This window comes from Streptomyces sp. NRRL S-920, from assembly GCF_000717945.1.
Taxonomy (GTDB): Bacteria; Actinomycetota; Actinomycetes; order Streptomycetales; family Streptomycetaceae; genus Streptomyces; species Streptomyces alboniger.
In genome coordinates, this window is sequence record NZ_JODF01000064.1 from 23,012 (window position 1) to 36,622 (window position 13,611).

The window sequence follows — 13,611 nt, forward strand, 5'->3', positions numbered from 1 at the left end:
GCTTGAAGCCTGCACGATCCACCTGTCAGTGCATAACGTCACTAAGTGGACAGGTCTTTTGGCCTGGTGTACCTGGCCAGATCTGCTCTGAGCTGGGCATATGCATCTCCCCCAGGAGATAGGTCACATCCTGGGGGAGATTGGGTCACGAAAAGATGCAGAAACTGAGCGTCAGTCCCGCGAACTCTGCGTCGCCGAATTCGACTCACGCGTCAGCGGATTCAGCCTTAGCTGAGGCGCTCGATGACCATCGCCATGCCCTGGCCGCCGCCGACGCACATGGTCTCCAGGCCGAACTGCTTGTCGTGGAACTGGAGGGAGTTGATGAGCGTGCCGGTGATGCGGGCGCCCGTCATGCCGAAGGGGTGGCCGACGGCGATGGCGCCGCCGTTGACGTTCAGCTTCTCCAGCGGGATGTTCAGGTCGCGGTAGGAGGGGATCACCTGGGCGGCGAAGGCCTCGTTGATCTCGACGAGGTCGATGTCGTCGATGGTCAGCCCCGCGCGCCGCAGCGCCTGCTTGGAGGCCTCGACCGGGCCGAGGCCCATGATCTCGGGGGAGAGGCCGGTGACGCCAGTGGAGACGATGCGGGCGAGCGGGGTCAGGCCCAGCTGGCGGGCCTTGGTGTCGCTCATGATCACGAGGGCGGCGGCGCCGTCGTTCAGGGGGCAGCAGTTGCCGGCGGTGACCATGCCGTCGGGGCGGAAGACGGGCTTGAGGCCCTGGACGCCCTCGTACGTGACACCGGCGCGCGGGCCGTCGTCCTTGCTGACGACCGTGCCGTCAGGGGTCGTCACGGGGGTGATCTCGCGCTCCCAGAAGCCGTTCTTGATGGCTTCCTCGGCGAGGTTCTGCGAGCGGACGCCGAACTCGTCCATGTCCTCGCGGGTGACGCCCTTGGCGCGGGCGAGGTTCTCCGCGGTCTGGCCCATCGCGATGTACGCGTCCGGGATCAGGCCGTCCTCGCGCGGGTCGTGCCAGTCCGTGCCGGTCTGCTCGGCGCGGGCCGCGGTGCGGGCCTCGGCGTCGGCGAAGAGGGGGTTGTGGGTGTCGGGAAGGCCGTCGCTGGTGCCCTTCACGCTCCGGGACACCATCTCGACGCCGGCGGAGATGAAGACGTCGCCCTCGCCGGCCTTGATGGCGTGCAGGGCCATGCGGGAGGTCTGGAGGGAGGAGGAGCAGTAACGGGTGACGGTACAGCCGGGGAGGTGGTCCATGCCCAGCTGCACGGCCACGATGCGGCCGAGGTTGTGGCCCTGCTCGCCACCGGGCAGACCGCAGCCGAGCATCAGGTCGTCGATGTCCTTCGGGTCCAGCTCGGGGACCTTGGCGAGGGCGGCCTCGATGATCGTGGCGGTCAGGTCGTCCGGGCGCAGATCCTTCAGCGAGCCCTTGAAGGCGCGGCCGATCGGGGTACGGGCGGCAGAGACGATCACGGCTTCGGGCATCAGGATCTCCTGGCGGGGGCGCCCTGGGCAGGGCGGCGGCTGGGCGGACTCCCTGGGAAGTTACCTGCACGTAGTGCTGCCGGTCACGGGGTGCGCACTGTGACGCGGGACGCATTTCTAAGCGGTTGCTCAGGCCGGCGGGGCCCTGGGCGTACGGGGGTGGGTTTTCCGGTGCGGGTGCGTTGTGGCTGGTCGCGCAGTTCCCCGCGCCCCTGGGGGGCGTTCCTGGCCCGGCGATCGAGGGGGCGCCGCCCGTAGGTCAGTGGGGAAGCGGTGACGGCTCCGGGGCGTGGATGCGGCGCCGGCGACGGCGCTTGAGGAGTGCCCACGGCCCCCGGGGGCCCACCGGCATCGCCGCGGTGACCTCCGTACCGCCCTCCGCCGCGGCCTGCGCCGCGGCCCGCGCCACCGGCAGGAAGCCCTCGCGCCGCGAGATGTCCGGCCGCTCCTCCTCGGGCCACAGCCCGAGCGCCGCGCAGAGCGTGGGGAGCACCGCCATGGCCGCCGTCGCGTACCCCTCCGCCGAGGGGTGGTAGTTGTCGGGACCGAACAGCTCCCGCGGGTTCGCCGCGAACTCGGGGCCCAGCAGATCACCCAGCGACACCGTCCGCCCGCCCTGCTCGACCACGCCGATCGTCTGCGCCGCGGCCAGCTGCCGCGAGACCCGGCGGGCCAGCCACCGCAGCGGCTGGTAGACGTTCTCCACCGTGCCGAGATCGGGGCACGTGCCGACGACCACCTCCGCCCCGGCCGTCCGCAGCCGCCGCACCGCCGCCGAGAGGTGCCGCACCGATCGCGTCGGCGGCATCCGGTGCGTCACGTCGTTCGCCCCGATCATGATCACGCAGACGTCCGGCACCCAGGCGGGGTCCGAGAGGATCAGCGTCACCTGCCGGTCCAGGTCGTCCGACTGGGCGCCCGGCAGCGCCACGTTCCGCAGGTCGACGGGCCGCTCCGCGACCGCGGCGAGCCCGGCGGCGAGCAGCGCCCCCGGGGTCTGCCCGGCCCGGTGCACGCCCTGCCCCGCGGCCGTCGAGTCGCCCAGCATCGCGAACAGCACCGGTTCGGAGCAGTCGGGGCGGCCGGAGTCCTGGCCGGCGTCCTCGGCGTACGCCCTGCCGTAGCGGCCGTCGCACCGCGGTGGCACCGCGTGGCCGCCGCCCACGGACCGCTTCGCCAGCTGCACCTCGGCGAGCACCACGCCGACCGTCGCGGCCCCGATGAGCCCGATGCCGCCGCCGCCGTACGCCGCGCCCGCGGCGATCCGCCGTGCCACCCTCGCCCTCGACATGCCCCGCAGCCACCTCCTCGTAGCCGAATCGCCGTACAGCCGTACATCCACTCATTGCCCCGTAAGCACGGTCGGCCAATCGCAACGGGAGGTGAACGGATGAGATGGACCCCCGGCCCGACCGCACCCCTTTAGGCTGACCGCACCCATTCGTTATTCGTCGCACTACATCGCAGCCCGGAGACAACGGTGCAATTCCACGACTCGATGATCAGTCTCGTCGGCAACACCCCGCTGGTGAAACTCAACAACGTGACCGAGGGCATCCAGGCGACCGTCCTGGCCAAGGTCGAGTACTTCAACCCCGGCGGATCCGTGAAGGACCGCATCGCCCTGCGCATGATCGAGGCGGCCGAGCAGAGCGGGGAGCTGAAGCCCGGCGGGACGATCGTCGAGCCGACGTCCGGCAACACCGGGGTCGGGCTCGCCATCGTGGCCCAGCAGAAGGGCTACAAGTGCATCTTCGTCTGCCCGGACAAGGTGTCCCTCGACAAGATCAACGTACTGCGCGCGTACGGCGCCGATGTCGTGGTCTGCCCGACCGCCGTCGACCCCGAGCACCCGGACTCGTACTACAACGTCTCCGACCGCCTCGTACGCGAGACGCCCGGCGCCTGGAAGCCCGACCAGTACAGCAACCCGAACAACCCGCTCTCCCACTACCACTCGACCGGCCCCGAGCTGTGGGAGCAGACGGAGGGGAAGATCACCCACTTCGTGACGGGCATCGGGACCGGCGGGACCATCTCCGGGACCGGCGGATACCTGAAGGAGGTCTCCGAGGGCCGGGTGAAGGTCGTCGGCGCCGACCCCGAGGGCTCCGTGTACTCGGGCGGCTCCGGGCGCCCCTACCTCGTCGAGGGCGTCGGCGAGGACTTCTGGCCGACGGCGTACGACCGCAACGTCACCGACGAGATCATCGCCGTGTCCGACAAGGACTCCTTCCAGATGACGCGGCGCCTGGCCAAGGAGGAGGGGCTGCTGGTCGGCGGCTCCTGCGGCATGGCGGTCGTCGCGGCGCTGCGGGTCGCGGAGCGGCTCGGCCCCGACGACGTCGTGGTCGTCCTCCTGCCCGACTCCGGGCGCGGCTACATGAGCAAGATCTTCAGCGACGAGTGGATGAACGACTACGGCTTCCTGGAGCAGGCCGGTGACGCGCCGCGCGTCGGTGACGTGCTGCGCCGCAAGGAGGGCGGCGCGCTGCCCTCGCTGGTGCACATGCACCCCGAGGAGACGGTGGGCGAGGCCATCGAGGTGCTGCGCGAGTACGGCGTCTCGCAGATGCCGATCGTGAAGCCGGGCGCGGGCCACCCCGACGTGATGGCCGCCGAGGTCATCGGCTCGGTCGTGGAGCGGGAACTGCTCGACGCGCTCTTCACGCAGCGCGCCTCGCTCTCCGACCCGCTGGAGAAGCACATGTCGGACCCGCTGCCGCAGGTCGGCTCCGGTGAGCCGGTGGGCGATCTGATGTCGGTGCTCGGCGGCGCGGACGCGGCGATCGTCCTGGTCGAGGGCAAGCCCACGGGTGTTGTCAGCCGTCAGGACCTGCTCGCGTTCCTCGCGGAGCAGCAGGGGCAGTAGAGCCGGGGCAGTTGAGGCGGGGTGCGTCGGGGGCCGTCGGGGGCCGTCGGGCGGACTTCGTGGAAGTGGTACGCGTGCGACACGTTCGCGCAGCACCCGCTTAACACTGCTGCGGCACCTTGGTGGTTGTCGGCGTCAGGAACTCCGGAGCGGCTCCCGGACCTCCACGGACGCCGGGACGTGGCCCGGCCCTGACCCGCCCACGTCCCTCGCGGGGACCGCCGTCGTCCCGCCCCCTGGGTGACCCGGGGGTGCGGCGGTCCTCGCGACGACGCCGGCGGTGGCGGAGGCCGGCAGTGCTCAGTCGTCCCACTCCGAGGTGCGGCCCTTGTCGCGGCGGGTGCCGCGCGTCGCGTGCACCGCGTTCACGCCGAAGATGCCCGCCCAGGTGACGAGGAGGCCGGTCAGGCCGCCGTTGACCGCGCCGATCGCGGAGAGCGGGACCGCGAGGATCAGCGAGATCACGCCGAAGCCGAACCGCTCGCTCCACGAGTCGAGGGGGTTGCCGGGCGAACGGGCGCCGCGGGCGGCGGCCATCTGCTGCTCGGCCAGATGACGGCGCATACGGCGGTCGACCGTGCCGTCCAGACGCTGCTCGATCTTCCCGAGGAACGAGTCGACCAGAGCGGAGTCGTACTCTTCGCCGAGGTCTCTGCGGGCGTGCAGAGTGGCGTCGAGTTCCTTCTTGAGATCGGCCTTGAGTTCGGCGTCACGGGCTTCCATACCGGTCTACGTTACGGCGCCGGAGCCTCCCCCGCGGTAGGGGTATCCCCCCTTTCCGCCCGGGTCCCAGCCCCCATCGCTGTATAACGTCATGCAGGGTTCTCGCCGACTGAATAGGGTGTCGGGGGAACGGGCGCGGTGAGGGGAACGGTATGAGTGACAGTCCTGCGGCGCGGCTGCAAGCGCTCTTCGAGGGGCACCGGCTCACGCCCACGCAGCGCCGCATCGCGCACTGCATGGTGCGGCGGGCGGCGGACGTCCCCTTCCTCTCCAGCGTCGAGCTGGCCGAGCTGGCCGGGGTCAGCCAGCCCTCGGTCACCCGCTTCGCGGTGGCGCTCGGCTTCGACGGCTATCCCGCGCTGCGCAAGCACCTGCGGGAGGTCGCGCCCGCCGAGGCGGCCGTCGAGGACGTCCTCAACGAATATCAGCAGGCCGTCGAGGCGGAGATCGAGAACCTGCGGCACTTGGCGCAGGCCCTCGCGGACCCGGGCAAGGTGGAGCGCGCGGGCCGCCTCCTCGCCGCCTCCCACCCGCTGCCCGTCCTCGGTCTGCGGGCCGCCGCCGCCCAGGCGTACGGCTTCTCGTACTTCGCCGCGAAGGTCCACCCCGACGTACGCCTCCTCGACGAGGGCGGCACGATGCTGACCGACCGCGTCGACGCGGCGGTCCGCGCCGGCGCCACGGCCCTCCTCTGCTTCGCGCTCCCGCGCCACCCCCGGGAGGTCGTGGACGCGCTGGCCCACGCGCGGGAGGCGGGCCTGACGGTGATCACGGTGGCGGACTCGCCGTTCGCGCCGGTGGCCGCGTACTCCCACGTCCTGCTCCCGGCGGCGGTCGGCACGGGCCTGGCCTTCGACACGGCCTGCGCCCCGATGCTCCTCGGCCGTGCCCTCCTCGAGTCCATGTGCGACGCCCTCCCCGAGGCGCAGGCACGCCTGGAGGAGTTCGACGCGGGGGCGGCGGCGCGCGGCCTCTTCGTGGAGTGAGCCGCAGGCGGGGGCCCGGTGGGCCCGAGCGCTCCCCGGCCGGTCAGGCGGCCGTGCCCCCCGCGTTGCGGATCATCTGCTGGAGCACCTTCACCGTGGTGACGTAGTCCGCGTCGTCGATGCCCTCGTGGAGGGCGGCGCGGATCGCGGGAGCGTTGCGCCTGAGTTCGACGCGGGCCTGCTCCCCCTCCTCGGTGAGCCACAGCCGGTCCTCGGCGTCCCGGGTCAGCCAGCCACGCCCGATCAGCACCTCGGCCTCGGCCGCCAGGTCGTCCTCGGGCCGTATGTAGGAGGCCATGGCGGCCCGCAGCTCGGCGAGGGTCACCCCCTCGCCATCGGGAGAGATGTCGTTCTTGGACAGGTTGCGCAGCAGCCAGAACTGGGGCTGGGTGTAACCCTTCTCGGCCTGCTTGGCCCGGGTGTACGCGATGAGCGCCTCGTAGGCGAGACCGGTCACGTAGGCGGCGGGCTGCGCGGCGAGTTGGGCGTCGGTGATCTGCTGGTTCGTCGTCATGGAGAGGACCGTATGACCTCAAGTGCGGTTGAGATCAAGCGTCTTATCCCTTCGGCGCCGAGAACCTCCTACCCCTTCGGCACCGAGAAGCGGAAGAGCTTGCCGGACCACGTCGCGTACAGGTGGTCGCCGGATACGTTCGTCGACCAGTGGCCGGAGCCGCCGGTGGCCCGGTAGTGCCACACCTGTTTGCCGGTGTCGGCGTGGAAGGCGTACAGGCCCTTCCTGCCCGAGGCCAGGAAGAGTCCGCGCAGGGCGCCGAGGAAGGCGAGGTCGGCCAGGCCCGCCCCGGCCGTCCAGCGTTTCGCGCCGGTCTCGGCGTCGAGCCCGTACAGGACCTTCTTGTCCAGGTAGCAGACGGTCGCACCGGAGCGCGCGTAGCCGCGCTCGCCGCGGGCGGCGGTCTCCACCGACCACAGGGTCCTGCCCGACTTGGGGTCGAAGGCGGCGAGCAGGCCTCGGGTCGAGCCGCCGAAGTTGGTGTTCGGGTAGCAGAACAGGGTGCCCTCCAGCAGGCTCAGGGACCGTGTCCAGCCGAGGATCTCGCTGTTCGTGGGCGGGAGTTCGGTGGGCTCGCTCCAGAGTGTCCTGCCGTCGTCGGGGTCGACGGCGAGCAGCTTCATCTCGGCGTCGAGGCCGTAGAGCACCTTCCCCTTGCCCGGTGGGTCGAGGGTGACGAGGTCCTTCGACCAGAGGCGCTCGCCCGTCTTGCGGTCGAGGGCGGAGTAGCCCCTGAGCATCGCGCCCGGTCTGTCCTTCGACGCGCCCGACCAGGCGAGCATCGCGCCCGCCGGGGTGGCGCCGATGATCATGCTGACGTCCTTCTCGTCGCGCGAGGTCCACCGCACGTCGCCGCTCGACGCCTCCAGGGCGTGGAAGCGCCCGCCACTTGTGATCATGACCAGCTCGCCGTCCGTGAAGTTCAGCTCGGGGGCGCTGTCCCCGGGCGGGGACGTGTCCCACAGCTCCTTGCCGGACCGGCCGTCGAAGGCGTGCACCTGGCCGTCGGTACGTACCGTGTAGACGCGCTTGTCCTCAGGGAGGGCGTCGGTGTTCTGGCCGCCGAGGTCCTTCCACAGGAGCTTGCCGGTGTCCCGGTCGAAGCAGGCACCGGAGGCCTTCTCGGTGCACAGCAGCGTGGACCGGGTCACCGCCTGGAGGGCCATGCCGGGCCGCGGGAGTTCCTTGGTCCAGTCGAGTTCGGGGGCCGCGGCCTTGTCCGCGCCGTTCCCGTCGCGCGAGAGCAGGTACCAGGCGGTGCCGCCCGCCGCCGCCGTCACGGCGAGCGCGGCGCCGCCGGTCAGCAGCCGGCGCCGGCTGAGCAGCGGGGTGCGCAGCGCGCCTTGCAGGGTGCGCTGGTCCTCGGTCACCTGGAGTTCGACCGCGCCGAGCCAGCCCGCGGTGGTCTCCGGGCGCAGCCACGCCTGTAGTTGGTCGACGGTGGGGCGGCGGGCGGGGTCCTTGTCGAGGCACGCGGAGACGATGCCGAGCAGGCCCTGGGGGACGCCGTTCAGCTGCGGCTCCTCGTACGCCGCCCGGTACAGCAGGGCGTGCGCCGCGCCGGTGCCGAAGGGCGGCACGGCGGTGGCGGCGAAGGCGAGGACCGCGCCGAAGGCGAACACGTCGCTCGCGGGCGTGAGTTCGCCGCCCCTCGACTGCTCGGGCGACATGAAGCCGGGCGAGCCCGCGACCTGGCCCTCGGCGGTGAGGATCGTCCCGTCGACGGCCCGGCTGATGCCGAAGTCGATGACCCGGGGGCCGTCGAGGGTGAGCAGGATGTTGGACGGCTTCAGGTCGCGGTGGATGAGCCCGGCGCGGTGGATCGCGGCCAGCGCCTCGGCAAGACCGCCGCCCAGTACGCGCAGGGTGGGCTCGGGCATGGGCCCGTGGGCGTCCAGGGCGTCCGTGAGGGAGGGGCCGGGGATGTACGCGGTGGCCAGCCACGGCTGCTGAGCATCGGGGTCGGCGTCCACGACCGGCGCGGTGAAGGCGCCGGAGACCGCGCGGGCCGCGTCGACCTCGGCCCTGAAGCGGCGGCGGAAGTCGGGATCGGCGGCCAGCTCGGGACGTACGACCTTGACGGCCACCGCACGGCCGCTGCGCGACGCGGCGAGGTGGACGCGGCCCATGCCGCCCGCGCCGAGTTCCCGGATCACCCGGTAGGGGCCGATGTAGGAGGCGGGGGGCGCGGGGGAGGCGGCTCGCGGGGGCGCGGACGGCGTCGGTGTGGACGGCGGCATGGGTGGCGTGGGCGGCGTGGTCACGGCTTGTCGCTCCGGAAGGCGTGGAGGGTGGTCTCGGACGCGGCGAAGAGGGTGCTGCCGGAGATCTGAAGCAGCCAGTCGCTCTTGCCGCCGGTCTTCCGCTCGGGCTGGTGCGCCCAGAGCGGCTTGCCGTCGGAGGCGCGCAGGACGACGAACCCCGGGGCGTCACCGGTGGCCCAGGTGGCGATGGCCACCACGGACGAGGAGACGGTGGGCCCCTCGGACTTCGCGCCGCCCGGGGTCGTCAGGCGCACCGGGCTCGCGGTGTGCCACACCTGCTTACCGCCGCGCATGTCCAGGGCGAACGCGGTGCCCGGACCGTCGTAGAGGTAGGCCCGCTCGCCGTGCACCCTGGCCGCGCTGATGGTGGTCGTCTCGTTGACGGCGGTCCACAGCTTCTTGCCGTCGGTGGCGCGGAAGGCCTGCGCCTTCGTACTGGTGACGAGCAGGGTCTTGCCGTCGGTGGCCAGGTGCGGATAGGCGCCCGGCTTGACGACGTCCCGGACCTTCCAGCGCTCGGCGCCCGAACGCAGGCCGAGGCCGCGGAGGGTGCCGTTGTCCTGGAGGAAGCAGAGGCCCCCGGCGGCGTACGCCTGGAAATCGCTGCCGTTGATCGGGCGCGACCACAGCACCTCGCCCGAGCCGAGGTCGACCGCGAGCACCCCGTAACCCTTGTGGCCGCTGGTGCCGACGACCGCGACCGACCCGTCGGCGGACAGGATGTCGTCGACGAAGTCGGCGGACGAGGCGCCGGCCCGCGTCTTGGTGACCGCGTGGGTGAACTTCTGCTTGCCCGCCGCGTCGACGCCGGACAGATAGCCTTGCTCGCCGCTCCAGGCCGCGGCGAACAGCGTCGAGCCGCGCACGCCGAGCCACTTCGGGTCGCTCGACACGTCGGAGGGCAGGCGCAGCGAGCCCGTCCAGCGTTGCTTGCCGGTCGCGGGGTCGTAGGCGATCGCGCGTCTCTGTTCCCAGTGCACCAACGTGTCGCCGAGCAGCTGGAGTCGGGCGCCCTCCAGCTTCTTCAACGGCACCGACCACCGCGGCTTCGGACCGGCGGGGACCTCGGGCTCGGGCCGGCCGGTGGTGCCCGCTCCGCCGCCGCCTCCCCGGGCGGGGGTCTTGTCGGGCTCCGAGCGCCACTTGGCCAGCGCCGCGGCCCCGCCGCCCGCCGCGACGGTCGTACCGGCCGCGGCGATCCACAGGAACCTGCGCCGGCTCGGCCCGTTCGGGGCGCCGGTGGCGGACGGGTCGGCGTGCGGCGCGAGGGACACCATGGGCACGGGCGGCGCGGACACCAGGACGGCGGCGTGCGCCTCCCGTCGCGCCAGGTCCTCGCGCAGGCCGTCCGTGAGCAGCGCGGCCGGGTCGGCGCTCCCCAGCCCGGCCAGGACCGACGCGGCGGACGGCCTGCGGGCGGGCTCCTTGTCCAGGCAAGCGCTGATCAGCGGCCGCAACGCCGTGGGTACGCCGTCCAGTCGGGGCGGGTGGTGGACGGCCCGGTAGAGGATCTCGGCCGTCCCGCCGGAGCCGAAGGGGCCCTGCCCGGTCGCCGCGAAGGCCAGGACGCAGCCCAGGGAGAAGATGTCGGCCGAGGGCCCGGCCTCGCGGCTCGACATGATCTGCTCGGGCGCCATGAACCCGGGTGTTCCCACCACGGCGCCCGTCCGGGTCACCTGGGTGGCGTCCACCGCGCTGCTGATGCCGAAGTCGATGACGCGGGGCCCGTCCTCGGCGATGAGTACGTTGCCGGGCTTGAGGTCGCGGTGGACGATACCGGCGTCATGGATGGCAAGCAGCGCCTCCGCGAGGCCGGTGCCGAGGGCCCGCAGACCGGTCTCGGGCAGCACGCCGAAGCCGCGTACGACGTCGTGCAGCGAGGGCGCGGGGACGTAGGCCGTGGCCAGCCAGGGCTGCGGGGCGTCCGCGTCCGCATCGAGCACCGGCGGGGTGAAGAAGCCGCTGACGCGGCGCGCGGACTCGGCCTCGCGCCGGAACCGCCCGCGGAAGTTCGGCGCCTCGGCGTACTCGGGCCGGATCACCTTCAGGGCGACCAGCCGCGACCCCGGCGACCTGGCGAGGAAGACCCTGCCCATGCCGCCCTCGCCGAGGAGCTGGAAGACCTCGTAGGGGCCGATGCGGGCGGGACTCTGCTGCCCGGGGGCCTGGCCCGGCGGGCGCGGCAGCGTGGTGTGCGTGGGCTGTACGGCGGTTTGGGTGGGCTGCATGGCGGTTTGCGTCGGCTGCACGGCGGTTTGCGTGGGCTGCGCGGCCGTGGGGCCGTCGCCTTCATAAGGATGTGTGTGCACGTCGTCGTCGCGGCGGTCAGCTCATCGAGGCGAGCACGTCGCGGGCGGCTGCGACGGCGGCGTCCTCGGCCTGTTTCCGGGTGGTGTCGGAGGATTCCTGGCTGTAGGTGAAGTCCACGGCGAGCGCGGCGTTGCCCTCACGGACGACCACCTCGCTCACGGCCAGTGACCCGTCCTGGGCGTCGATGGTGCTGACGACGACGGCCTCCTCACCGAGTCCGCTGACCGGCTTGGATCCCTCCACCTTGCGCAGGCCGTTGAGGTCGCTGAGAGCGGTCTTCTTCTTGAGGTCGTACTGGCCCTTGACGCTCGCGCCGACCGTGAGGCTCACGCTCAGGCTCTGGTAGGGGCCGCCGTAGTCATTGGGCTCCCACCTCGGCATTCTGGTGATCATCGTGGCCAGGTCCTTCTCGTCCATCAGGCCGGGCGTGCACTTGTTGCCTCCGGGTGCGATCTTCTCGATGGTCGACGCCTTGATCAGTTGGCACCCCTTGGGCACCTTGGTGAACGACTTGCCCACCGAGGGCGCCTTGGGCTTGGCGGCGCCGCCCGGTGCGCTCGGGGGCTTGCTCGCCGCGGTGTCCCCCTTGTCGTCGTCCCCCGTGGAGAGGACGACCACGCCGACGATCACGGCCACCGCGAGTGCCGCGGCGCCACCGATCAGCCAGGCGCGCCGGCCGCCGGGCGGGCCCGAGTCGCCGGGGCCGCCGGGGTTGCCCGGTGGGACGGGCTGTGACCAGGCCGAAGGTGCGTTTGGCGCATGCGGGGGGACGGGCGGGGGCGCCTGGCCGGGCATCGGGGGCGGCGCCTGGCCGGGGCCCTGGGGCCCCTGGTGTCCCTGGTGGCTCGCGCCGAAGCCCTGCCGGGGGTCCACCTGCGGGTTCTCACTCACGGCACAGCTCGCTTCCTTGACCGGGACCGGACACGACGCGCCGAACCCTCTCGCGAGACACTGCAATGCCGATGAAATTCTGCTGAAGCAGAGGATTCGGGTGCCGCAGGGGAAACGGGGAACCGCAGGGAGCTGCGGGGAACTGCGTGGATCACGGGGGGAGTTCGGGGTGCGTACGGATGGGATGGGTGCGGGGGGCGCGGCGGGGGGCCTCGCCCTGCTCGGCCCCGTCCGCGCCCACCGCGGCGAGGTGCCTCTCGACCTGGGGCCCGTGCGGCGCCAGGCGGTGCTGGCCGCACTGGTCCTGCGTACCGAAGCACTCGTCACCCATCAGCAACTCCTGGACGACGTATGGGGACTTGAACCCCCCGGCACGGGCCGCCGGGTCCTGCCCAGCTACGTCTACCCCCTGCGCAAGGCGCTGGACGCGCCCGGCACCGGCCCCGCCGACTCCGTGATCCGCGGTGAGCGCGGCGGCTACCGCTTCGTACTGGACGAAGTCCGCACGGATATCGGGGAGTTGGCCCGGCGGTCCGCCGTGGCGCGCGGCGCGGGTGCCGCGGGTGACCTCACCGCCGCGCTCGACAGCTGTACGCGGGCACTGGACCTGTTCCGCGGGGAGCCGCTGGCCGGACTGCCAGGACCACTCGCCGAGGCCGAGCGCCGGCGTCTCGTCCGGCAGTGGCGCACCCTCCACCAGGAGCGGGCGGAGTGCCTGCTGCTCCTGGGGCGGTACGCGGAGGCCCTGGACGGGCTGCTGGCCGCGCCCGCGGCGCAGCCGCACGACGAACCACTCGCCGCCCTGCGGATGCGCGCGCTGTACGGCAGCGGCCGGCAGGCCGAAGCGCTCGTCGTCTTCCAGGAGACCCGGGACCGGCTCCGCGGCGAACTGGGAGTGGAGCCCGGCGAGGAGCTGTGCCGGGTGCACCAGGGTGTGCTGCGCCGGGACGACCTGCTGCTGCTCGGCCGGGCCTCGCCCCGCGCCACGGGGCCCACCACCGCACAGGCGCCGCCCGCCGGGGCAGCGGCCCCGGCGCCGGCATCTGCGCCCACGCCGCCACCGGCATCCGAGAGTTCCCCGCCCGCCGCGTCCTCGCCCCGTGCCGCAGGCCCCACCGCCGTACAGGCGCCGTCCACCGTGGCAGCCGCCCCGGCACCGGCATCCGAGAGTTCCCCGCCCGCCGCGTCCTCGCCCCGCGCCACGGGACCCGCCGCCGCGCAGGCGCCGCCCGCTGTGGCAGCGGCCCCGGCGCCGGCATCGGCGCCCACGCCGCCACCGGCATCCGAGAGTTCCCCGTCCGTCCCGTCCTCGCCCCGTGCCGCAGGCCCCACTGCCGCGCAGGCGCCGCCTGCCGTGGCAGCTGCCCCGCCACCGGCATCCGAGAGTTCCCCGTCCGTCCCGTCCCCGCCCCGTGCCGCAGGCCCCACCGCCGCACAGGCGCCACCCGGCACGGCAGCCGCACAGGCGCCACCCGGCACGGCACCGGCACCGGCACCCGAGAGTTCCCTGTCCACCCCCGCCGCCCCGTCCTCGCCCCGCCCCACAGCCCCCACCGCCGCACAGACGCCACCCAGCACGGCACCCGCACCCACACCACTGTCA

Annotated in this window: 10 protein-coding genes; 3 read left to right on the forward strand and 7 right to left on the reverse strand. The window is 72.8% G+C overall.

The features are described 5' to 3' along the window. Positions 1–227 precede the first annotated feature (227 nt). Positions 228–1,448: an acetyl-CoA C-acetyltransferase gene (locus IG54_RS0131400; protein ID WP_030792364.1), complete on the reverse strand. Its 1,221-nt coding sequence runs from the start codon at positions 1,446–1,448 to the stop codon at positions 228–230. Positions 1,449–1,707: 259 nt separating this feature from the next. After that, the gene (locus IG54_RS0131405) at positions 1,708–2,739 is read right to left on the reverse strand and encodes an SGNH/GDSL hydrolase family protein (protein WP_234336410.1); all 1,032 of its coding nucleotides are present in this window, start codon (positions 2,737–2,739) and stop codon (positions 1,708–1,710) included. A 189-nt stretch (positions 2,740–2,928) separates the two neighbouring features. On the opposite strand from IG54_RS0131405, the gene IG54_RS0131410 reads away from it, so the two are divergent. Continuing rightward, positions 2,929–4,320 (forward strand): cystathionine beta-synthase, encoded by a 1,392-nt coding sequence (locus IG54_RS0131410; protein WP_030792370.1) that lies wholly within the window; start codon positions 2,929–2,931, stop codon positions 4,318–4,320. A gap of 300 nt (positions 4,321–4,620) precedes the next feature. On the opposite strand, the gene IG54_RS0131415 is transcribed toward IG54_RS0131410, so the two are convergent. Continuing rightward, positions 4,621–5,043, reverse strand: coding sequence for a hypothetical protein (locus IG54_RS0131415; protein ID WP_030792373.1), 423 nt, complete (start codon positions 5,041–5,043; stop codon positions 4,621–4,623). A gap of 152 nt (positions 5,044–5,195) precedes the next feature. Between IG54_RS0131415 and IG54_RS0131420 the strand changes: the two genes are divergently transcribed. Continuing rightward, entirely contained in the window at positions 5,196–6,029 is an 834-nt protein-coding gene (locus tag IG54_RS0131420) for a MurR/RpiR family transcriptional regulator (protein WP_030792378.1), read from the forward strand. Positions 6,030–6,072: 43 nt separating this feature from the next. Here IG54_RS0131420 and IG54_RS0131425 read toward each other — a convergent pair whose 3' ends face one another. The 4 genes from IG54_RS0131425 to IG54_RS0131440 all read right to left on the reverse strand — a co-directional run bounded on the left by IG54_RS0131425 (position 6,073) and on the right by IG54_RS0131440 (position 12,008). Then, complete coding sequence (locus tag IG54_RS0131425) at positions 6,073–6,543, reverse strand: MarR family winged helix-turn-helix transcriptional regulator (RefSeq protein WP_030792382.1); 471 nt, start codon at positions 6,541–6,543, stop codon at positions 6,073–6,075. Positions 6,544–6,611: 68 nt separating this feature from the next. Further along, a complete protein-coding gene (locus tag IG54_RS39465; protein ID WP_158708960.1) occupies positions 6,612–8,807 on the reverse strand; it encodes a protein kinase domain-containing protein in 2,196 nt (731 codons plus the stop codon). Next, positions 8,804–11,035, reverse strand: coding sequence for a protein kinase domain-containing protein (locus tag IG54_RS0131435; RefSeq protein ID WP_030792388.1), 2,232 nt, complete (start codon positions 11,033–11,035; stop codon positions 8,804–8,806). Before IG54_RS0131435 ends, IG54_RS39465 begins: the two co-directional genes overlap by 4 nt. Positions 11,036–11,132: 97 nt before the next feature. Then, the gene (locus IG54_RS0131440; protein WP_234336411.1) at positions 11,133–12,008 is read right to left on the reverse strand and encodes a hypothetical protein; all 876 of its coding nucleotides are present in this window, start codon (positions 12,006–12,008) and stop codon (positions 11,133–11,135) included. Positions 12,009–12,177: 169 nt separating this feature from the next. Between IG54_RS0131440 and IG54_RS42280 the strand changes: the two genes are divergently transcribed. Then, a partial coding sequence (locus IG54_RS42280; RefSeq protein ID WP_234336412.1) for an AfsR/SARP family transcriptional regulator occupies positions 12,178–13,611 on the forward strand: 1,434 nt, incomplete at its 3' end.

What these genes read in the sequence shown, in the direction of transcription:
- IG54_RS0131425 (WP_030792382.1), bottom strand. Translation starts at nt 6,543, where the DNA reads ATGACGACGAACCAGCAGATCACCGACGCCCAACTCGCCGCGCAGCCC.
- IG54_RS0131405 (WP_234336410.1), bottom strand. Translation starts at nt 2,739, where the DNA reads ATGTCGAGGGCGAGGGTGGCACGGCGGATCGCCGCGGGCGCGGCGTAC.
- IG54_RS0131400 (WP_030792364.1), bottom strand. Translation starts at nt 1,448, where the DNA reads ATGCCCGAAGCCGTGATCGTCTCTGCCGCCCGTACCCCGATCGGCCGC.
- IG54_RS0131420 (WP_030792378.1), top strand. Translation starts at nt 5,196, where the DNA reads ATGAGTGACAGTCCTGCGGCGCGGCTGCAAGCGCTCTTCGAGGGGCAC.
- IG54_RS0131435 (WP_030792388.1), bottom strand. Translation starts at nt 11,035, where the DNA reads ATGCAGCCCACCCAAACCGCCGTACAGCCCACGCACACCACGCTGCCG.
- IG54_RS0131415 (WP_030792373.1), bottom strand. Translation starts at nt 5,043, where the DNA reads ATGGAAGCCCGTGACGCCGAACTCAAGGCCGATCTCAAGAAGGAACTC.